This is a genomic window from Arthrobacter sp. R4-81, from assembly GCF_054792365.1.
In genome coordinates this window covers 103924-124574 of sequence record NZ_CP096445.1, presented here as the reverse complement: position 1 = coordinate 124574, position 20651 = coordinate 103924, and the positions used below count along the sequence as shown (strand labels likewise).

21 protein-coding genes are annotated in these 20651 nt (G+C 62.6%); 10 read left to right on the top strand and 11 right to left on the bottom strand.

What is annotated here, in order from left to right; genetic code table 11:
• Positions 1-4 precede the first annotated feature (4 nt).
• Positions 5-997 (top strand): glycoside hydrolase family 43 protein, encoded by a 993-nt coding sequence (locus M1E05_RS00645; protein WP_461164140.1) that lies wholly within the window; start codon positions 5-7, stop codon positions 995-997.
• A gap of 28 nt (positions 998-1025) precedes the next feature.
• On the opposite strand, the gene pgm is transcribed toward M1E05_RS00645, so the two are convergent.
• From pgm to M1E05_RS00620, 5 genes are all read right to left on the bottom strand, one after another.
• Complete coding sequence (pgm, locus tag M1E05_RS00640; protein ID WP_461164139.1) at positions 1026-2690, bottom strand: phosphoglucomutase (alpha-D-glucose-1,6-bisphosphate-dependent); 1665 nt, start codon at positions 2688-2690, stop codon at positions 1026-1028.
• 86 nt (positions 2691-2776) lie between these two features.
• Complete coding sequence (locus M1E05_RS00635) at positions 2777-3127, bottom strand: hypothetical protein (protein WP_461164138.1); 351 nt, start codon at positions 3125-3127, stop codon at positions 2777-2779.
• Positions 3128-3801: 674 nt separating this feature from the next.
• Positions 3802-3939 carry a hypothetical protein gene (locus M1E05_RS00630; RefSeq protein ID WP_461164137.1) on the bottom strand — a complete coding sequence of 46 codons (138 nt, stop codon included), beginning with the start codon at positions 3937-3939 and terminating at the stop codon, positions 3802-3804.
• Between the two features lie 46 nt (positions 3940-3985).
• Entirely contained in the window at positions 3986-4801 is an 816-nt protein-coding gene (locus M1E05_RS00625; RefSeq protein ID WP_461164136.1) for an oxidoreductase, read from the bottom strand.
• 114 nt (positions 4802-4915) lie between these two features.
• A complete protein-coding gene (locus M1E05_RS00620) occupies positions 4916-5518 on the bottom strand; it encodes a TetR/AcrR family transcriptional regulator (RefSeq protein WP_461164135.1) in 603 nt (200 codons plus the stop codon).
• 108 nt (positions 5519-5626) lie between these two features.
• Between M1E05_RS00620 and M1E05_RS00615 the strand changes: the two genes are divergently transcribed.
• The 5 genes from M1E05_RS00615 (at position 5627) to M1E05_RS00595 (ending at position 8920) form a co-directional block, all read left to right on the top strand.
• Positions 5627-6118, top strand: a complete 492-nt coding sequence (locus M1E05_RS00615; RefSeq protein WP_461164134.1) for a PaaI family thioesterase — start codon at positions 5627-5629, stop codon at positions 6116-6118.
• 112 nt (positions 6119-6230) lie between these two features.
• Positions 6231-6362, top strand: coding sequence for a hypothetical protein (locus tag M1E05_RS00610; protein ID WP_461164133.1), 132 nt, complete (start codon positions 6231-6233; stop codon positions 6360-6362).
• A gap of 151 nt (positions 6363-6513) precedes the next feature.
• Complete coding sequence (locus M1E05_RS00605) at positions 6514-7419, top strand: NADP-dependent oxidoreductase (RefSeq protein ID WP_461164132.1); 906 nt, start codon at positions 6514-6516, stop codon at positions 7417-7419.
• A 68-nt stretch (positions 7420-7487) separates the two neighbouring features.
• On the top strand, positions 7488-7979 hold the full coding sequence (locus tag M1E05_RS00600) for a MarR family winged helix-turn-helix transcriptional regulator (protein ID WP_458112674.1): 492 nt from the start codon (positions 7488-7490) through the stop codon (positions 7977-7979).
• On the top strand, positions 7976-8920 hold the full coding sequence (locus M1E05_RS00595; RefSeq protein ID WP_461164131.1) for an SDR family oxidoreductase: 945 nt from the start codon (positions 7976-7978) through the stop codon (positions 8918-8920). Before M1E05_RS00600 ends, M1E05_RS00595 begins: the two co-directional genes overlap by 4 nt.
• 136 nt (positions 8921-9056) lie before the next feature.
• On the opposite strand, the gene M1E05_RS00590 is transcribed toward M1E05_RS00595, so the two are convergent.
• Entirely contained in the window at positions 9057-9494 is a 438-nt protein-coding gene (locus M1E05_RS00590) for a VOC family protein (RefSeq protein ID WP_461164130.1), read from the bottom strand.
• A 117-nt stretch (positions 9495-9611) separates the two neighbouring features.
• Between M1E05_RS00590 and M1E05_RS00585 the strand changes: the two genes are divergently transcribed.
• From M1E05_RS00585 to M1E05_RS00575, 3 genes are all read left to right on the top strand, one after another.
• The gene (locus M1E05_RS00585) at positions 9612-9806 is read left to right on the top strand and encodes a hypothetical protein (protein WP_461164129.1); all 195 of its coding nucleotides are present in this window, start codon (positions 9612-9614) and stop codon (positions 9804-9806) included.
• A gap of 75 nt (positions 9807-9881) precedes the next feature.
• Complete coding sequence (locus M1E05_RS00580; RefSeq protein WP_461164128.1) at positions 9882-10115, top strand: hypothetical protein; 234 nt, start codon at positions 9882-9884, stop codon at positions 10113-10115.
• A 104-nt stretch (positions 10116-10219) separates the two neighbouring features.
• A complete protein-coding gene (locus tag M1E05_RS00575) occupies positions 10220-10816 on the top strand; it encodes a DUF4190 domain-containing protein (protein WP_461164127.1) in 597 nt (198 codons plus the stop codon).
• Positions 10817-10821: 5 nt separating this feature from the next.
• On the opposite strand, the gene M1E05_RS00570 is transcribed toward M1E05_RS00575, so the two are convergent.
• Both M1E05_RS00570 and M1E05_RS00565 read right to left on the bottom strand, forming a co-directional pair.
• The gene (locus M1E05_RS00570; RefSeq protein WP_461164126.1) at positions 10822-11733 is read right to left on the bottom strand and encodes a glutaminase; all 912 of its coding nucleotides are present in this window, start codon (positions 11731-11733) and stop codon (positions 10822-10824) included.
• Between the two features lie 19 nt (positions 11734-11752).
• Positions 11753-13417, bottom strand: a complete 1665-nt coding sequence (locus M1E05_RS00565; protein ID WP_461164125.1) for a PucR family transcriptional regulator — start codon at positions 13415-13417, stop codon at positions 11753-11755.
• A 353-nt stretch (positions 13418-13770) separates the two neighbouring features.
• Here M1E05_RS00565 and M1E05_RS00560 point away from each other — a divergent pair, with 353 nt between their 5' ends.
• The gene (locus M1E05_RS00560; RefSeq protein WP_461164124.1) at positions 13771-16656 is read left to right on the top strand and encodes an aminotransferase class I/II-fold pyridoxal phosphate-dependent enzyme; all 2886 of its coding nucleotides are present in this window, start codon (positions 13771-13773) and stop codon (positions 16654-16656) included.
• On the opposite strand, the gene M1E05_RS00555 is transcribed toward M1E05_RS00560, so the two are convergent.
• The 3 genes from M1E05_RS00555 to M1E05_RS00545 are packed head-to-tail and all read right to left on the bottom strand — an operon-like array spanning position 16610 to position 20549.
• Positions 16610-17305 (bottom strand): ThuA domain-containing protein, encoded by a 696-nt coding sequence (locus tag M1E05_RS00555; protein ID WP_461164123.1) that lies wholly within the window; start codon positions 17303-17305, stop codon positions 16610-16612. The two genes, M1E05_RS00560 and M1E05_RS00555, sit on opposite strands and share 47 nt — an antisense overlap.
• Positions 17302-18462, bottom strand: coding sequence for a LacI family DNA-binding transcriptional regulator (locus M1E05_RS00550; protein ID WP_461164122.1), 1161 nt, complete (start codon positions 18460-18462; stop codon positions 17302-17304). Before M1E05_RS00550 ends, M1E05_RS00555 begins: the two co-directional genes overlap by 4 nt.
• A complete protein-coding gene (locus M1E05_RS00545) occupies positions 18459-20549 on the bottom strand; it encodes a heparinase II/III domain-containing protein (protein WP_461164121.1) in 2091 nt (696 codons plus the stop codon). Before M1E05_RS00545 ends, M1E05_RS00550 begins: the two co-directional genes overlap by 4 nt.
• Between the last annotated feature and the right edge of the window lie 102 nt (positions 20550-20651).

Sequence of the window (20651 nt, the reverse complement as noted above, 5' to 3'; positions counted from 1 at the left end):
TTCGATGCCCCGCTCTTCACCGGCAGGTCAACAGGATGGCGCTAAAGGGGCCTTCCTATTCGCCTATTTCTGCTCCGAGGGAGAGCCCGACGGCGAGCAGGTCCGGTTCGCGGTGAGTGAGGCCGGTGACCCGCTGCGCTATGTTCCGCTGAATGCGGGAGCTCCGCTTTTGGTTTCCGACGTCGGAGAACAGGGGGTCAGGGACCCTTTCCTGGTGCGGTCCGTGCTGACGGGATCGTTTCATCTGCTGGCCACTGATCTCCGCGCCCATGGCCAGAACTGGGAAAATGCCGTGCGCCAGGGCAGCCGGAGCATCCTGGTGTGGGACTCGCTGAACCTGATGGACTGGACAGGACCCAGACTGGTCGAGCTGATGGGGCCGGAGGCAGGAAACACCTGGGCTCCCGAAGCCTTCTTCGACGCCGAGTCCGGCACTTACGTGGTGTTCTGGGCATCTTCCCTGTACCAGGATGCGGGACACGCTGACCCGTCGTACCACCGCATGATGTACTCCACGACGACGGACTTTGTGACGTTCTCTGAACCAGCCGTGTACCTGGACCGGGGACACTCCGTCATCGACAGCACCATGATCGAGCACGAAGGCCAGATCTACAGGTTCACCAAAGACGAGCGCGAGCGGTCCGGCAATGGGCCCAATTCGAAGTTCATCTTCCAGGAACGCGGCGAATCCGTGCTGGATCCCGACTACTTTCCGGTGCGGGAAGGGATCGGGGCGGGGGCCATGGAGCACGGTGAGGGACCCATTGCACTCCAGGCTCCCGACGGCGGCGGCTGGTACCTGTTCCTGGATGAATTCGGGAGGCGCGGCTACATGGCGTTCCACTCAGCCGATATCGCTGCCGGGATTTGGGAACCGGTGGAAGAAGCGATGCTGCCTCCCGGTGCCCGCCACGGCTCCGTCCTGCCGATTACGCTTGCCGAGCGGGATCATCTCCTGGGCCGCTATCCGGCCCAGGAGATGATCCGCGGCTGAGGCAGAGTCCCCTCAGGAGCAGCGCTCCTTAGGAGATGACGCCGTCCACCAGGGCCTTGGCTTCAGCCTGCACCTGCTTGAGGTGGTCTGCACCCTTGAAGGACTCCGCGTAGATCTTGTACACGTCTTCAGTGCCGGAGGGCCGGGCCGCGAACCAGGCGTTCTCAGTGACCACTTTCAGTCCACCGATTGCGGCCCCGTTGCCCGGAGCTTCAGTCAGCTTGGCGGTGATGGTTTCGCCGGCAAGTTCGGTGGCGCTGACGTCGGAGGAGGACAGCTTGCCCAGGGCAGCCTTTTGCTCGCGGCTGGCGGCGGCATCGATGCGCGCGTAGACGGGGTCACCGAACTGGTCGGTGAGGTCCTTGTAGAGCTGGGAGGGGGACTTGCCTGTTACGGCGGTGATTTCCGAGGCCAGGAGTGCCAGCAGGATGCCGTCCTTGTCCGTGGTCCACACGCTGCCGTCCATTTTGTTGAAGGAAGCGCCGGCCGATTCCTCGCCGCCGAAGGCACCTTCCCCGGAAAGCAGGCCGGGAACAAACCACTTGAAGCCCACGGGAACTTCCACCAGCTTGCGGCCGAGACTCTCCGCCACGCGGTCGATGATCGAGGAGGAAACCAGGGTTTTGCCGATCACGGACTGCGGATTCCAGCCGGTGCGGTGACGGTAAAGGTAGTCAATGGCGACGGCGAGATAGTGGTTCGGGTTCATCAAGCCACCCTGCCCATCAACAAAAGGTGTCACGATGCCGTGGCGGTCGGCGTCAGCGTCATTACCGGTGGCGACATCAAAGCTTGCCCCGCCGTTGGACATCCGCTGAATGAGCGAGGCCATAGCATAGGGCGAAGAGCAGTCCATCCGGATCTTTTCGTCCCAGTCCAGGGTCATAAAGGCCCATTGCGGGTCCACGGTGGGGTTCACCACTGTGAGGTTGAGATGGTGGCGCTCACCGATTTCACCCCAATAGTCGACAGCTGCGCCGCCCATGGGGTCTGCGCCGATCCGGACGCCGGCCTCCCGGACGGCGTTAAGGTCCAGAACGGAGGGGAGGTCGTCAACGTAGCTGCTCAGGAAGTCGAACTTGCCCGTTGTGTCGGCATCGAGGGCATCGGCCAAAGGGATCCGCTTGACGCCGCGAAGCCCGTTTTCCAGGAGTTCGTTGGCGCGGTTGGCGATCCAGCCTGTGGCGTCGCTGTCAGCCGGGCCGCCGTGCGGGGGGTTGTACTTGAAGCCGCCATCGCCGGGCGGATTGTGGCTGGGCGTGACCACAATGCCGTCTGCCTGGGGAGCGCCGGAGGGGGAGTTGCGGTTGTGGGTGAGGATCGCGTGGCTCAGGGAGGGGGTGGGGGTGTAGCCGTGACGTGCGTCGATCAGCACGTTCACGCCGTTGGCCGCCAGGACCTCAAGCGCTGAGTTCTGGGCTGGCTCGCTGAGCGCATGGGTGTCCTTGGCCAAGTACAGCGGCCCGGTAATGCCTTGCCCCGCCCGGTACTCAACGATGGCTTGGGTTATGGCGACAATATGCGGCTCATTGAACGAGGCTTTGAGGCTGGAGCCCCGGTGTCCGGACGTACCGAACGCTACCCGTTGGCCGGGGTCTGTGAGATCCGGCGAAACGTCGTAGTACGCATCCAGGAGTGCGGTGAGGTCAACAAGGTCTTGGGGTTGGGCAACAGTACCCGCGCGGCTAGCCATGGCACCAGCATGCCAGACGAGGCGTCACTCCACACGCTAAGTCCGCAATCCGGCTCCTATGACAGCGAATTTAGCTCTCAAAGAATTTATGCGGAGGCTATTTCACCGTGGGTGGAAGCCATTCCGGTGGCCGGAGCGGACAGTGAAGTCTGTTCGAGGATCCGGTTAAGGAGTTCGACGTCCAGGCTGAAGCTGCCTTGGTCCTCGCGGACCACTCCCAGATCCTGCAGCGCCAGAAGGTGCGGCAACCCCTCTTGGGGAGAAATCCCTGCCGCTTCGTAGATCTGGCCGGAGGGACGCCAGGTTTCTCCGCGCAGGCTTCTGAGCATCGCCATTCTTGGTGCCCTGGAGAGGACGTTCAACGCTTGGGCACGGGTCGCATCGACGTCGCGCGGGGGTTCCAAGCGGGCGTTCAGGGGTGACGGTCCCGTGGACATCGTGTACGTCCTTTCTGGTTCCCAAGTGAATCCTCGCCGTCGTTGGCGAAGCTGGACTTGAAGGGTCTGCTAATTAGATGGGGCAACTGCCAAAATGTGACGTAATGCCCAGCGGGGCCGCCTGTGCTGTACGGCTACTGACGGAACGGCACAGGTTCAGCAGTGCTGGTGAGCTGTTGCCCGGTGGGGGCTGTCACGGCCGGAGGCGGCGGCGTGGAAGCGCGTATTCCGCGGCGACCGTTTCCGAAACAAGGAGTCCGAAATGTGCGCGGGGCGCGATCCAGGATGCGATGTGCTTGGCGATGTTAAAGCAAAGTTATTAAGGCCGAGGCAACCAGTGGGGGAGTCCCTCCTTAGGGACCTGCACGGGGACGGTTTAACCGTCCGCAACTGATCGACTGCGTCCAGGACCTCGTTGACCTGTTTCATAGCGCCCTTCAAGCTCAGGGAACCGAGCAGGCCCAACTCCTTTCAGCTCCTTTTGTTAGCGTAAACAAGTTTTAGAGGTATCAAGAGTTTTGGTCATAAAAAACATGAAACTAGTGTCATTTTTCGGGCTTTCGGCCCTTGACACGATTCAGCAATCGCTTTCTGATGCTGGATATTTCCTTCCATGACTAACGGAGATGGGAGAAACACCTCCGGACTGGCCAAAAGGCCATCTGACAGACGGGTTAGAGGGCTGATTCTGTGTAGCCCAGTTTCGAGTAGAGGGCAACAGCCCTGATCGCGGTGTCCCGTCCGGGACCAGGTTCCAGGCGGCGTGCATATCTGCCGTGGAGGTCCTCCTGAAGGATCCGTTGGAGCTCCACAGCGCGCTATCCGTCCACAGGACCGATTCAAAGGTTAGAGCCGCCATCAGGCGGGAAGCTTGTTGAGCTTACGTAGTTGCTGGTCGAACATGCGGGCAGGCACAAAACGCCGCATTTTCGACACGCTGGCAGTCTTTGAGCCGCCTGCGTACCGCATTTTGGGGTTGGTGTCAGTAGCGGCGGCGACGATCGCCTTTGCCACCGTCGACGCGTCGTCGCCATCCTTGATCTGGCCGATTGAGAACTCCTCAAACACCTGGCGCCGCTCGGCGTACACGGGCAACGGCCGGTCAGGCCTGATGCTATTAGCCTCAAATGAGGTGTTGGTCCACGCAGGCTGGACCAGTGTGACCCGTACGCCGAACTCCCGGAGTTCGTGATCGAGGGACTCGGAGTACCCCTCCACAGCATGCTTCGATGCCGCATAAACGGCCATATACGGTTGCGGGATTATCCCGAGGATCGACGACAGGTTCACGATGCGGCCCCCCTTCTGAGCCCGCATGATCGGAAGGACTGCGTTGGTCACACGGATGACTCCGAACACGTTGATGTCGAAGACGTGCTGAGCCTGCATCACGGAACTTTCCTCCGCTGCACCCGACGATCCGATCCCTGCGTTGTTCACCAGAACGTCGATGCGCCCGTGCCGTCGGACTACCTCTTCGAGCGCTTGTTCCACAGACGAGTCACTGGCGACGTCGAGATCAACGAACTCCACTCCGCTGAGCGGCTGGGCCTTCGATGCGTTGCGGCTTGTCCCGATTACTGTGAATCCTGCTTCCACAAAAGCGACGGCGGCGGCTTGGCCAATGCCTGTTGACGCTCCGGTTACAAGAACTACTTTTTGGTTTGGTGCCATTTCTGCCTCCATGGAGTCTGTATGTAGTCACGCAAGCACTATTTGTTACATGACTGTATCAGTTAGAAGATAAACTGTTCCAGAAATGTCCCATTTTATCGAGAGGCCATTGCGTCAACTTCGTGCGCCGGTCCCATGCAGCAAGGTGTCCACCACGAGTGTGGCGAGCGTATCCGTGGTCTTTGCGTCGGGATCCGGATCTTCCGGGAATCTCTGCAGGGCCTCGCTCATCAGTGCGTAGTAGACCTGCCGTGTCCATTCCAGGTCTGCGTCCGCATCCAGGAGTCCATCGCGTTGTGCCCTTCCGAGGAGATCGAGGCAGCGGACGTTGATCCGGTCCCAGATCTCCGCAGCCGCGCTGGTGTCAGCCAGGGGGCTGCCAAGGGTGAATCTCCACGAGTTTTTTGTCCTGAGAACGTTCGCTGTCACGCGATGCAACGCAATAAGGGGAGGGGATGAGTCAGGGTTGCCAGCCTCGATGGCGTCGGCGAGCTGTTGTTTGGCGGAGACCGCGAGGGCGTCCATGAGCGCCTTCCGGTTAGCGAACCTGCGGTGGACTGTGGTCCTGGTCAGTCCTGCCCTCTCGCCGATCTGCTCCATGGAAGCGCCGGGGTCATCAATGAGCACTTGCTCGGCCGCTTCCAAAATCGCGCGCACACTGCGTTCGGCGTCGGCCCGTAATGCCCGGCCCATTCGTCTCTCCATCTGTAGGTTCATTCCACCCTAATAGATACTCAGTAGGGACAGATTTCGGAATAAGAGGAACAAGCGTGTTACGTTTCCGGGACTTATTCAACCGGAACCAAACGAACTTTGGGAGCGGCAGTGGCAGAGCGTAAACGACTCATCACCTGGGAAGACCCTGCCGTCGGCGCGGCAGCCATGCCGAGCATGAGCGGCCTGGAGTATCTGCATTCAATGATGGGCAGAAAGCTGCCGCCTCCGCCGATGGGCGAACTGCTGAACATGACGCTGACCGAGGCGAAACCGGGTACGGCCACCTTCACATGCCAGCCTGACGAATCCCATTACAACCCGATCGGCGCGGTTCATGGCGGGCTGGTATGCACGCTGCTCGACTCAGCGCTGGGCTGCGCCGTGCAAACCACCCTGCCGAAGGGGGTGGGCTACACCTCGATAGAAATCAAGGTGAACTATCTTCGCTCAATCCGCGTCGGTAGCGGCCCATTGACCTGTGTAGGCGTCGTATCGAAGGCCGGAAACCGTGTTGCTTTCGCAGACGGCACTGTCACCGACGCCAGCGGCAAACTTGTGGCTACTGCCACCGGGTCGCTGCTCGTCTTTCCCGTCAGCTGAGCCAGCGCGCCGGCCTCACGCCTGCCGCGTTCCGAAACGCAGCGAAGGAAATGCGGTAACACGCTAGCCGGCCACGAGCCATCCCGGTCGAAGCGTGCTTCGAATAGTGGATATGAGCAAGGCAGAGAAACAGACGCTACGGTACTGCGATTACTACTGCTTCATGTCATTGGCTGACTTCATGGCGTGGGTGGATGCCGAGGATGGTATCGAACCGGAAATCTGGTACCTGACCAGGTCCTGATTTTCGATTCCACGCTGCTCTTCGTCGACGGTGCAGTGTTCCTAACCGAGTATTACCGAGTGGTCCCTCCGGTATTTGTGGCTAGCCACATGATTCTCCTGTACAGTATGTGGCTAGCCACATATTTGTTTTCTAACAGGGAGAAGAGACCATGAAAGCCATCCAGTTTGAGCAGTTCGGCGGAACCGAAGTTCTGCATGAGGCGGACATTCAGGTCCCACAGCCAGGTTCAGGCCAAGTGCTTGTCAGGGTAAGGGCGGCCGGAGTGAACGCGCTGGACGGGAAGATCCGCTCGGGTGTACTGGCGGCCGTGTTTCCGACGCCGCTGCCGGTAATTCCCGGTTACGAGGTGTCTGGCACGGTGGAGGCGGTGGGTGCCGGCGTGACGGAGGTAAGCGTTGGAGACGAGGTCTTCGGGTGGTCAGATACCGGCGCCTACGCCGAGTACGCCCTGGCAACTACGGTCGCCCCCAAGCCCGCTGAACTCGACTGGGAACGCGCGGTGGCGCTCCCAGTGGCAGGCGAGACAGCCGAGCGGGTCTTGAACTTGCTCGCCGTCGCATCCGGGGAGACTCTGCTGATCCACGGTGCCGCAGGAGCGGTCGGGACGATCGTCGTCCAACTCGCCGCTGCCCGTGGTGCGCGCGTCATTGGCACGGCCGGCCCTGGCAACCAGGACTATGTGGCCTCTCTCGGCGCCGCGGCCACCTTGTACGGGGATGGGCTGGTAGAGCGGGTGCAGGCTCTTGCCCCTGACGGGGTTGACGCGGTGCTCGATGTTGCAGGGAAGGGAGCGCTCGAGGACTCCATCACCCTGCGCGGTGGTACCGACCGGATCGTCACCCTCGCTGATTTCCGCGCTCATCAGCTGGGGATCACTTTTGCCACCGGCGGTCAGGAGCGTTCGGCTGAGCATCTATCTGCGCTGGCGCAGGAGGCTGCGATCGGAAAGGTCGTCACCACCGTCACCGCCTACCCTCTCGCTGAGGCCGCCAGGGCCCAAGACGTCAGCGATGCCGGGCACGTCAGGGGCAAGCTCGTGCTCACCGTATCCTGACCAGGCCCAGGCTTTCCGGCGCTGTAGGCTACACCGACTACCCGACGCACACCGGCTGAACGGACTGAATGATGCCTACTCCACACCTGCACATCCCCACTACATTCGACCAGGGTCCGGTGAGCTACGCGATCTTTCAACTTGCCCGCGCCCACCGGGGATTTGCGGCCGGCCTGCTCCGGGAGCTGGATCTCCATCCGGGACAAGAATTGGTGCTCATGCACCTCTTTGACCGGGACGGCCAAACACAGTCCGAGCTTCTCGCCAGCGTCGGACTCGACCACTCCACGGTCTCAAAGACCCTGCGCCGGATGCAGGACGCCGGCCTTCTTATCCGTCAACCGGCTGACCATGACCGGCGCGTGATGGTGGTCCATCTCACTGAGAAGGGCCGAGCCATGCGTGAGCCGATCGCTTCCATGTGGCAGACATTGGAAGAGACCACGATGCGGAATCTGTCACCACAGCAGGCGGAGTCCGTGATGGCCGCCGCTGACGCCATCGTGAACGCAATCAACTCCCGGATCCAAACGGACCGGATGGAAAGTGAGACCCCATGACTACCACCCCTTCGACCCTCCCTGTCCTCGTCGTCGGGGCGACCGGCTCCCTCGGGGGCAAGGTCGTCGATGAACTGCTCAAGCGCGGCAAGAGTGTCCGCGCACTGGTCCGTTCGACTAGCGACGCCAGCCGGCTCCAGGCCAGGGGTGTTGAGATCACCCGCGGCGACATGCTCGACGTCGACTCGCTGGTTGCAGCCATGGACGGGGCGGATGCCGTGATCACTACCGCGGCCGGCTACACCCGCGGCGGCAAGAACGCGCAGGACATCGACACCATCGGCAACTCCAACCTCGCCGAAGCTGCACGCCGGACCCGTATCCGGCGGTTCGTCCTGACCAGCATCCTCACCAGCGATCAGACACCTAATGTTCCCCATTTCTGGCACAAAAAGGTCGCCGAGGACAAGCTCGAACAGCTCGGAGTCCCGTTCGTAGCGCTGCGTCCAGGGGCGTTCATTGACCAGGTCGCCAGCATGGGCGGCAACCCAGTCGATAAGGGCCGGATGATGTGGCTGGGCAAGGCGTCCATCCCGCTGACCTTCGTCCACACCTCCGATCTCGCTGCCTACCTGGCGGCAGCCGTCGACGCCGATGCTGAAGACGGAGAACGCATCGACATCGGATGGGACCGACCGGTCAGCGTACTCGAGGTGGCGAAACTCATGGGAGTCAGCGCTGGGAAGCCGATCAAGGTGCGCGCAATTCCTTCTGCCGTCACCCGTGCCATAGGCGCCGTCGCCGGACCTTTCAAGCCCATAGTCCAGGACATGACGGCCATGTTCGGCTGGTTCGATACCGGCCGATATGTCGCGAATCCCCGCCGACAGGCGCAGCTGTTCGGGCCGCCGCCTACGGCTGAGGATGCCATCACCCGCCTGACAAACGAATTGGTAAAAGCCGGTTCGCACCCTGCACACCCTGCGCTCCCTGCGGACTGAGGACTGCCCCTTGCGTAGAACAGGCGGATACGGCCCGCGTCACCTTCTATCGGCTCGTTGACCTTTTCTTGCAAGGTCGGCGGAGGCTCTCTTAACGACGGCGGAGGTTGCTGCCCGTTGTGGGCCGATCCGTGGGTCAGTCTTTCTTCAGTTCCTGGGCGAGCATCACAAGGATTCCGCTTGGCCCGCGGAGGTACGTGAGTTTGTAGACGTCGGCATAGGTCGCCACGCCCCGCAGGGGATGGCATCCGTGCTTGGCGGCTACTTCGAGGGCCTTATCGATGTCGTCTACCGAGAAGGCCACCCGGTGCATGCCAATGTCGTTGGGACGCGTTGGGTCCGACTCGATCGCCGCGGGATGGATGTATTCGAAGAGCTCAAGCCGGCCGTTACCGTCCGGGGTCTGGAGCATAGCGATTTTGGCGTGGTTTCCATCAAGTCCAACAGCAGTATCGGCCCACTCACCGCTGACTCTATCCCGGCCCATGACTGTAAGACCGAGATCGGTAAAAAAGGCGATAGCTGCTTCGATGTCGCGAACAGCGATACCCACATTCTCAAGTTTGATGGCCATGCGTTGAAGCTACCAAGGCGGAGCGATTAGCTCCAGTGGTGAGCCTTCGTGCGTACCCTTGCCGTCGCCCATGCTGAGGCGTAACGTCCACATCACAGTCCGATCTTGGAGGCTTCCATGTCCGTGCTGGCACGCCGCGCCATAGCCGCGGAAGCTATCTTGTCCGTCGTGCTTCTCGGGCCGGTTTCGAGCGCCAATGCTGAGGAATTTGAGGTCGAATTTCCGGCGGGCGAGTTCTGCCCCGGGTTCGCCGTACTGGGGGATATCACGGTAAAGGGCTCCGAAAAAACCCTTCCCGGTGACAGATTCTGACAACACAACGTCGGCACCGGCGTATGGACAAACGCAGAGTCCGGCCAAACATTCACGCAGCGGTCCCGCTACGCTTTGGTTTCGACGTACGACGAAGCGACCAACGACTTCCACGTCACCATCAATGGCCGGTTCTTTATAGGGTTCATCCCTGGCGACATAGGGCCTGACGGCCCGGTGACAGAGACTGAGACTTACAGCGTCGCCGGACACCAGACCTTCACATTCGACGCCGACACCAACACGATCACCGCGTATTCCCTCGACGGCAAGGTCTTGGCAGACATCTGCGCCGTGCTGGCAGGGTGAGCCAGTCTAGCAGGGGGCTACCACGGAAGTGATGGCGGGTTCCGCGGCCTTCGGGCCAGCACGGCGGTAGGCTTGTCCTAAATACTTTATGAGGGGGATCCACCATGACTGAGCAACCCAAAACCGGCGGCGACGATACACCGAATGGCTACCGGCCGCCGTCGTACATTCCCTCCGATAGCTCCGACGTTCTACCGCCGCCGGCGCCTCCGGCCGGGCAGCAGTCCGAACAGCCCAAGTTCGAACAGCCGGACTCTTCAGGCTCCCACGCCTATGGTCAAAAGCATGACCAATCGCCCTATGGCCAAACGACGTATGGCCAGCCAGCGGATCAGTACGGACATACCCCCAGCCCCTACTCGCAGCCTTATGGACAGCAGTATGGTCAGGCACCCAGCCCCTATGGGCAGCCCTACGGCCAGCCCGGCTACTACGGGACGCCGGAACCCAAGGGCCTGAGTATCGCCAGCCTGTGCTGCGGCATCTCGATTTATATTGGCTTTGGCTTCATAATCCTGCCCCAGATTGCAGCTGTGGTCCTCGGCCACATGGCGCTCAAAAAGGAGCCGGCGGGCAAGGGGATGGCTATAGCCGGACTGGTGATGGGCTACGTGGGCATCGCCTTGACGGTTGTCTTCCTCATCTTCTTCTTTGCAATTATCGGGGGCCTGGCCAACGAATATTCGGGGCAGACTTTCTAAGCGGATCAGAAGATGGACAGACCTGTCCTGGTGGTGAACTCGTCCAGGGCGGCCATACCGGCTACTGAGTTGCCGGAGCGTCCCAGCCCAGGGCTCCACACACAGACGGTGCAGTTGTTGGGCACTACGGCAATAATGCCACCGCCTACCCCGCTTTTTCCGGGTAGCCCCACACGGTAGGCGAACTCGCCGGCAGCATCGTAGGTTCCGCAGGTGAGCATGACGGCGTTGATCCGTTTAGTCTGAGGCGGCGACAGCAGAGCGGTTCCGTCACCCCGCATGCCGTTGGAGGCAAGGAACCTGCTGGCCAGGGCGAGGTCCGTGCAGCTCATGGCCACGGAGCACTGGCTGATGTAGGCCTCGAGGACCTCGTCCACTGGGTTGTCGAGGTTGCCGCAGCTCGCCAGGAAGTGTGCCAGCGACTTGTTCCGGTTGCTGTGCCGGGCTTCTGAATCGGCGACGACGGCGTCAACCTCCAGCGAATCGTTGCCGCTTTCCTGCCGCAAGAGGTCGCGGACGGCCGTGGCTGGGTTCTCGGAAATGCTCAGGAGCCGGTCTGTAACGACGAGGGCGCCGGCGTTGATAAACGGGTTGCGCGGAATCCCGTCCTCGTGCTCAAGCTGGACCAGCGAGTTGAAGGGATTGCCGGACGGCTCCCGGAAAACCCGCTTCCAGATCCTGTCCCCGTCGTCCGCAAGCACCAGCGCAAGGGCGAACACCTTTGAGATGCTCTGAATGGAAAAGGCCATCTCCGAATCCCCGGAAGCAAAGACTTCCCCCTCCCTGGTGGCAACGGAAATTCCGAAATGGTCCGCGCCCACGGCACCCAGCTCAGGGATATAGCCGGCTACCTCACCCTGTCCAAGGTGGGGCTTGATGGTCCCGACGATGTCGTCGAGGAGATTCTGCATGTCCATAACCGATGGTTCTCTACTTCTACGATGTGGTGTTGGGGGAGGTGATGCTGGGGGATGGTGTGTTGGCGGATGCAGACCGGTGTTCTGATTCCCAAAGCCGGATCTGCAGGTGGGCCAGGAGACGCTGACCGGAATCCTGAAGGTCGATTCCGGCAACTTCGCAGGAACGCCGCAACCTGTAGTGGACGGTATTGCGGTGGACCCTCAGCTGCTCCGCGCAGAGGTTGACGTCGCCAAAAAACTCAAGGTAGGCCAGCAGTGTGGAGGCGAACTCGGGATGGCGTTCGCACAGCACGGTGATGCCCTTATGGCGGAGCCGGTCACGGGAGCCGATGAGATCCAGAAGCTCGTTGACCAGGACAGTCGTTTCCACCTCGCTGAACGAAGCCACGCGCATGGAAGGCGTCTCCTTGAGCACTTTCAGGACGTTGCGGACGTGTTCAACAGACGTGTGCAGCAGGTCCAGTTGCTCCACGATAGGTCCGACGGCGGCCTGGACCTGCAGATCCAGGTGTGCCCGGGCGTCCCGCACAATCACATTGGCCAAGCGGGTTATCGCAGCCGGGGACTTCACTGGATCCAGGTCGGGAAGAATGACGGCGGTTTCCAGCCCAAGCGCGCCAACCACAGCTCCCGGACGGTAGGCGGCAGCATGGATAGAGATCAGGTTGGCCAATTCGCCCCGCTGCAACTGCAGCCCGGGGGGAGTCTGCTGCAGGCTTCCGGACGATAACAGCACCAGGGCCGCCGGCCTGGAGGGATCAAGCCCTGCCGACTGCGCCTGCGAATGGATCTGCGCTGTCCCGCTCAGCAGGCTGGAGACCCTGTCCTGGCGCATGGATTGGGATTGTTCATTGCGGTGGCGCACCAGCTCGATGGCGGCATGCCGGGCCGATCCCACCAGGATCCGGTCCGTGTTCGGGGCAAGCCGTTCCGCCCCTTCCTGGAGCCAGATGTATCCGAGTACGCGCCGTCCGGCGTGAATGCCGATGGCCACGCGTTCCCTGAGCCCCTCGTCCGGATTGGCCGGGATGTGAATTGGCGCCTCGTCGGCCTGGAGGTGTTTATAGACCCCCGATTCTTTCAGGAGCTTCTGGTACCGCTCGGGACCGCGGCGGGCCAGGATGGACAAGCGGCGGAGTTCGTCGACGTCGTTTGACGCGGGGGAGTAGGCGAGCACGCGGTTTGCGGGGTCCTCGATGACCACGTGGCCGTGCGTCAGCGTCGCCGTCGTCTGGGCAATGCCGAAAAGGTCCCGCTGCATCAGGGTGGAGGTGTCGCCGGAAGGCAGCGATTCACGGATGCGGTCTGTCGCGACGCTTTCGAGACGGTTCCAGCGGGCTGAAAGGGCGACGGCGACCAGTCCGATTCCGGTGGGACGCAGGACTTCCCGGACTGCGGCGAGCTCGGCTTCCGTTCCCTTGATTGCAATGGCCACGGGCCTGTTGCCGATCAGCGCCCGGACCGTGGGCAAGGCCGCGCGTCCCCTGGCTCCCACCAGCAGCACCAACGCCCCGCGCTGCACGGAGTCATGGTCTTCGGAATCGGTGATGACCGCATCCTGGACTGTCTCGTTGTCTGCGGCGGGGGCAAGAAGCAGCTGTGCGTTGTCGATGCCAATGTCTTCGAGGACATCGCTGAGTGCTACCCGCGGCAGCTCTCCGTTGAGTTCCTCAGTCCTCACCCCGGCACCCCGACCCTTTCTGATTGTTTGGGCAACATGCCACACAGGCACGGCTCTTTGCGGCGACAGCCACAGCCAAGTACGCTACTCGCCCGATGACGACAGAAATTTAGCTGGGCGTACAAATTCATCCTTGCGTTCTTGGCCCAGCAACCAACATAAAACTATCCCCCCGGACCTAGAGTTGGATACACCACCACCCCGGCAACGTCGCCGGGACGGTGGCAAGCTTCACCCACACCAGCAGCAGGTTTTGCTGCACTTCCTGATCCGATACGCGCTGCCTTCTGCCGGCATGCGTGCATCGACGCACCCTCTTAGACATTGACCAGAAAGCATGAGAACTAGAAGAAATGATTGACGACGGCGTCTCTCCCACCACCGGGGCTGGAACGGAAATAGGCACACCGAGCCGGGCATGGCGTGTTCGCGCCGACGCATGGGACTTCCTGGGGTACGCCATGAAGCAACTGGCTTCCGCCGCAGCAGGAGCGCAGGCCGCAGGAAAAACCGGCCCGAATGGAAAGTCTGCGGCGAAGGGATCGGGCAGCCAAAGCGGGCTGGAGGACCAGACCCGCCGGGCGCTTGTCCTGCTCGAGGCCATCGAACTGTACTGGGCCTTCCCCGGCTTGCCGATGCTGGCAAGGCTTCGCAGCATCATTGCCGCCGGTGAATATGGCGAGGCATTCGACCTGATCGAGGGCGTCAGAACCCGGATTGGCCGGACCCGTCCCACTTCTGAACAGGCCAGGCAAGCCGCTGATCCGGCCGACGGCGGGGAAGGCGAACCCCTTGAAGGCCGCCAGGACGCTCCGGAGCGGCCCAAGTTCGAGGTCCTGGTGGTTGATGACATTACTGCCGAAGAAGCGGAGACGCTCAAGAGCGAAATGCTTGGGCAACGGCGGCCGGCAGACGCGTTCAGCTACGAGGTAAACGTGGTGCCCTCCTTCGAGGATGCCCTTGTAGCCGTGTTGCTGAACCCTGACATCCAGGCCTGCATCCTGCGCCCTGGCTTCACCATCAGGGGCGGGCGGAGGCTCGGTACTGACCTGAAGAGTTTCCTCGCACGCCACATCGACGACGGTCTGGAAGCGCTGCGGCCCATCGACCGGATCCTCCGGCTGGCGGAGCGAATGGCTGAGCTTCGGCCTGAACTGGATGTGTACCTCGTTGCCGGCGTGGCTATTGAAGGGCTTGCGGGCTCCCTGACCCGGCCGTTCAAGAGGATCTTCCGCCGGGAAGACCGCCTGGACCTGCATCTATCGCTGCTGGCCGGTGTCGCGGAGCGTTATGAGACGCCCTTTTTCACTGCCCTCCAGGAATACAGCCGCCGCCCCGCGAGCGTATTCCACGCACTCCCCATCTCCCGTGGAGGCTCGGTGGGAAACTCACCCTGGATCCGGGACATGGCTGACTTCTACGGGCTGAACCTGCTGCTGGCCGAGACGTCAGCCACCTCCGGCGGCCTCGATTCGCTGCTGGACCCCCATGGTTCCATCAAGAAAGCGCAGGAGCTGGCCGCGCGGGCCTTTGGTGCTGAGCAGACGTTCTTCGTCACCAACGGCACGTCCACGGCCAACAAAATCGTCCATCAGGCAATCGTCGCTCCCGGGGACATCGTCCTGGTTGACCGCAACTGCCACAAGTCCCACCACTATGCGCTGATGCTGTCCGGTGCGCAGGTCGCCTACCTGGACGCGTACCCGCTGGACCGCTACTCGTTTTACGGTGCTGTTCCGCTGGCCAGCATCAAGAAGATGCTCCTGGATTACCGGCGGGCGGGGCGGCTGGACGACGTCAAAATGATCACCCTGACCAACTGCACCTTCGACGGGATCGTGTACGACGTCGAGCGTGTCATGGAGGAGTGCCTGGCCATCAAGCCGGACCTCGTCTTCCTCTGGGACGAGGCCTGGTTCGCGTTCGCTGCTTTCCACCCGGTGTACCGGCGCCGGACTGCGATGGCAGCAGCCCGGAAACTGGAGTCCGAGTTCCGGAACCCGGACTACGTTCTCCGTTACGCCGAACAGGCAGAACTTCTTTGGGATCGGGAAACCGGCGCCCCCGTGGATGACGAGGTATGGCTGAACACGCGGCTCATCCCGGATCCGTCAAAGGCCCGGCTCCGCATCTACGCAACCCAGTCCACCCACAAGACCCTGACGTCCCTGCGCCAGGGATCCATGGTCCACGTGTTCGACCAGGACTTCGAATACCTCAACGGCGAAGCGTTCCGGGAGGCGTACATGACGCACACCTCCACCTCCCCGAACTACCAGATCCTGGCGTCGCTGGACATCGGCCGGCGGCAGGTGGAGCTGGAAGGCTTCGCTCTCGTGCAGAAGCAGGCGGACCTGGCTGTCAGCATCGCGCAGGCCGTGGCCAGGAACCCGCTGCTGAAGAAGTACTTCCGGGTGCTCGGCGCCAGCGAGCTCATCCCGGAGGAGTACCGGGAAACGCGCACCTCGATGCCCCTCAGCAAGGGGCTGTCCGTACTGGATGAGGCCTGGAGGCGCGACGAGTTCGTGGTTGACCCCAGCCGGCTGACCCTGGACATCGGCCTCACCGGAATCGACGGCGACACCTTCAAGCACGAGTACCTGATGGACAAATACGGCATTCAGGTCAACAAAACATCGCGCAACAGCGTCCTCTTTATGACCAACATCGGAACCTCACGAAGCGCCGTGGCCTACCTCGTGGAAGTCCTCGTAAAGCTCGCTGAGTCCTTTGATGCGGAACAAAGGACGCTGGGGCCGCGCGGGCTGAAGGCGCGTGATGCCCGCGTTCGGGCACTCAGAAGCGATCCGGGAAGCCACACCGGGAGCCATCCGGAAGGTACAACGGTCAGTGCTCCGATTGCCCTTCCCGACTTCAGCCGGTTCGCGGACAGGTTCAGGGCGGACAACACCAACCCCGATGGGAACCTGAGGGCGGCCTACTTTGAGACGTACAAAACGGGTGCCACCGAGTACCTCGAGCCAGCGGAGCTTTCGCGGCGGGTGGCGGGCGGCGAGGAAGTCATTTCCGCAGGGTTCGTCACGCCCTACCCTCCGGGCTTCCCCATTCTGGTTCCCGGCCAGGTGATCACCTCGGATGCCCTGGAGTTCATGGCCGCCCTCGACACCCGCGAGGTCCACGGCTATGACGCAGAATTGGGCTTCCGGGTGTTTGCCGAACCCAAGGGAAGCGTCAGGACTGAGGCGCTGCCGGACGAGTCCCTTCCAGCAGCCAGCTGACTCCGCGCCTGAGGAGTTCTTGGTGTTCGGGGGAGTCAAATGAGGCGGAATCGTGGCCGAGGGCGTCATAGAACGTTCGGCCGCCGCGCTCATATGACCACACGAGGGGATGCAGTGTTCCCTCGTGCTCATGCCTGGCGTGCACTGTGATGCCCGGCAAGGTGCGCAGCCAGCTGTAGCGCTCATCCAGCACCTCGAAATCGGGGATGCCGGCGGCAAGCGGCCCTGACCGCGCATCCATCAGCACCTGGGAGGGACCATAGTCGGGATGCATCGTGGTGCCCCGGAGCCAGCTTCCACCAAGCGTCTCCTCCCACACCGGGGAGTCCACAAAGCTCGTAGAGCTCACGTGGAAGGCAAGGAGTGGGCGGCCGGCGGCGGCCCACTCCTCAAGCCCACGGGTCGCGGCCGGCGTGCCGGGGGAAGTTCCGCCGTCGCGTGGCTGACCCACGTTGACCACCAGAAGGTCCGGAAGCGCCGCCGAGGTGCCCAGACCCTCCAAGGCGGTGTCGACGTCGTCCGCCACCTCCACCTGAAGGCCCGCCTCGCGCAGCAGCGAAGCGATAGCGGCGGAGGTCTGCGGGAACGGGTGCCAGGGGTCGGAGTATCGTCCGGTTCCGCTGAGCAGCAGGGCGGTTGGTTCAGTCACAGGGAGTCCTCCAGGGCGTGGTTGGAAGAGCGCGGTCCACCGAGGGAGGAATCGCGCACAATGAGATCGGGGTTTAGTTGAACACGGTGGACGGGACGCTTGGGCCCTTCGGAAATGCGGGCCGTGATGAGCTGAACCGCGAGTCGTCCCACATACTGCTTGGGTGGACGCACCGCTGAAATGGCGGGTTCGGCAAGGTAGGCCACTTCGTCGTCGTAACCCACCACTGCCATGCTTCCGGGAACATCCACGCCGCGGTCCACGCAATGCTGGACGAAAGCCACGGCCTGGGTGTCGGAGTGGACCAGCATGGCGGTGGTGTGGGTTTCCCGGCACAGCTGCAGGATGCGGTCGAAATGCTCGGCGCGGTCGCTGGTAGGGACGTGAGCCGAATCCTCGTTCACGGACTGGGCAGCCGGAATCCGCAGGGAGCCGAGAGCCTGGAGCCAGCCCCGCACGACGTGCGCGCTCGTGGGACTGTTCGAGTCGGTCATGCAGCCGATTTTCCTGTGCCCCTCCTGCCACAAATGCCGGGTTGCCATGCCTGCGCCGAACGCGTGATCCGTGGCCACCCACTCCAGGCGGTGCGCAGGTATCTCGGTAGGCGAACGACGCTCCGCCAGCACCACGGGGATGGGAAGCGAATTGAGCCAGCGGAGCAATTCCCGTCCGGCCTCCCCGGTGGTGTCCGGTGCCACGATGAGCCCGTTGATGTTCTGCGTGTTGAGCAGCGCCTGGACCTGCTGGCGGTTGTCGGCGGCATCGTAGGTGGAGCCGCGAACCAGGATCTTGGCCTGCCGCTCGTCGGCTTCAGCGCGGGCACCGCTGATCACCTGGGGCCAGTAGTAGTCCAGGGACGGCACCACCATGCCGATGGAGTACCGGTTAGTCTGCTGCCGCGTCATGGACGCCGTACGGTCCAGGGGACTCGGGAGCGTGGCGCCGCCATGGACCCGCGAAACCAGTCCTTCAACGGCAAGAAGGTTCACGTCGCGGCGTATGGTCAGCTCACTGACGCCCAGCTCGGCCGCGATGGCCCGCACCGTGATGGAGCCGTGGGCCCGGAGTTCGTCCATGAGTTTTTCCCGGCGCTGGAGCGAAAAGAGCGACTTCCCGGCCGGTTCAGCACCCTGCTCCGGGCCTTGGCGTGGCGTCATGGTGTGGCCTCCATTGTCAGGGTAAATGAACCTGCTGACCGCTGATCCGCTGGCATCCGGAAGCGCAGGCGGGTCAGCCGGGTACCCCACACGGAGGCCAGCAGCGGATCGTCCAGCAGCCACTCGTCCACCAGTACGACGGCGGCCGGCTGGTCCCAGCGCAGGATTCCACCGCGCAGGATTTCCGTGGCACCGCCGCCGGTGTCCTCGGCGGCGGGAATGCCGCGGGGAAGGACAGTCGCCGTGCCTTGCGGGCCGAGGCTGACGGTTCCTGCCAGGAGAAAGTGGATGGCGACGTCATTCGTTCCTTCTGTTGCCAACGCGAGGGAGGCGGAGGACGCAGAGGCATCGGCTGGCGGCAGGTCCCAGTTGTCCTCGATCCGAACACGGGAGCCGCGACGGTCCAGGGAAACCGTCCGCGTCCACCGGTAACCTCCAGCCAGGCCATAGGCGCGGGCCAGTTCCAGAACGAGCCGCGGATCCTCCACGGTTGGTGCCTGCTTTACGTCGGCACCGAATTCTGCGCCGGCAGCCTGTTCCAGGCCAAAGGGAACCGGAACGCTGTGCCAGCCGCTTTGCATGGCACGGATTTGGTAGCGATCAGGGCCGAAAGTCTGGGCTGTATAGGTAGGTTGGCCGGCATCCACCAGCAACGGAACCCCGTCCACGGCAACAGTGACGGAGCCGACGTCCTTGTGGTTGTGGTTCTCGCCGTTGTGCCCGCCCTTCGCCGTGACAAGGAGTCCTTTGGTGGTCCCGGGAGTCTGGCGCGCAACCATGATCTGGACCGACGGCAGGTAGGTGAAGGCCGTCAGCGGGGGAGCGGTGGGTGCCTTGTCCGGGGCTGCAACATCGCGTTCAAGAAGGGTGTGGAGTGTCCTTCCCAGCCCGAAAGCCGCGTCCGGCGCCGTCGCTGTCATGGCCTCGGCATGGCTGGCCGCCTCCTCGTCCCCGAGCCTCAGTGCCCACTTGCGGACCATGTTCCAGGGAAGGTTGCTTTCGGCCAGCGCTCGGCCGTCCGCAACATTAAGGAACCACTTCTGCCCGATGTGCATCCGGTGCGGGAAGGCAACCAGGGCGCGCACCACGGGAAGGTCCGCCGCGATGGCACCGGCCGTGGCCTCCTCCAGCAGCGCCAGGGCCTCGAGCGCCCGGCCTGCTCCGTTCCACCAGTAGGAAAACCCTTCGTCTATGGCGCCGTCTGCGGGGATGACGGCAAGGAAACGGTCAAGGCCCTCGATGCATCTGGCCACGGTTTTGGCCTGCAGCTCACTGTCGTCCACGAGGAAAAGGGCCACTGCCAGGATGTTGGAGTGGATCCAGGGGTTCCAGTTATGGACATGCCCGTCGAGTCCCAGCCAGTGCCAGTCAGCCTGCTCGAGGAACGGGCTGATGATCCTTTCCTGGACTTCCTGCCGGATACGCCGGCGCAGCCCGGGGGCGCGCCGGTCCAGAGATGTGCCGAGGACATGGTCCAGCCAGGCCAGCTGTGCTGCAACTTCACCGGCGCCCAGATCCAGATAGGGGCGGTCACGGTCCGGCACCACGTGGCCGAGGCGGCCGTGGACGTCGTCGTGGGCCGCCCAGCACCAGGAGCTCTGCTCGCACAAGAGGAACGCGCCATCGATCACTTCATCGAGCCATGCCTCGGCCTCTGGATCGGAGTCAGAGGCATGGGAAGCAGCGCAGGATGCCCGCGCTGCAGTGAGCGATGCCATCACGACGGCACGCGTCAGCCGCTCCTGCCGGGCCCGTACCAGGTCTTCGTACGCGGTGCGGTTGCCGTCACGAAAGTACCTCGCGTAGTGCGAGACCAAGGGCTGCGGCCAAGGCGTCCGCTTTTCGTTCTCGGCTTCCTGAACCAAGCACTCCATGCGGGTGATGGGCAGCTCACTCCACCGCGCCTGGTCCTCAATCGGGCGAACACTCATCCTGTCGCGGAAGCCATGGAGGTGGGCAATCAGGTCCGGTGCTCCCGCCGTCGATCCCCAGGCTTCCGCCAGCGGGCCGCGGAACCGCACACCTGGAGCGGAAAACCTTACAGGAGCATCCGGCGTCGAAAGCTGGCTGGTTGGGCTGCCTGGCATGGTGCCTCCTGCGGCGTAACTTCTGGGTTAGGTTGTTCGTTCGTGATCGGTTGAGATTGATCATGAATGACTCGATTGAACTTTGTTGCATCTGAGTATCTA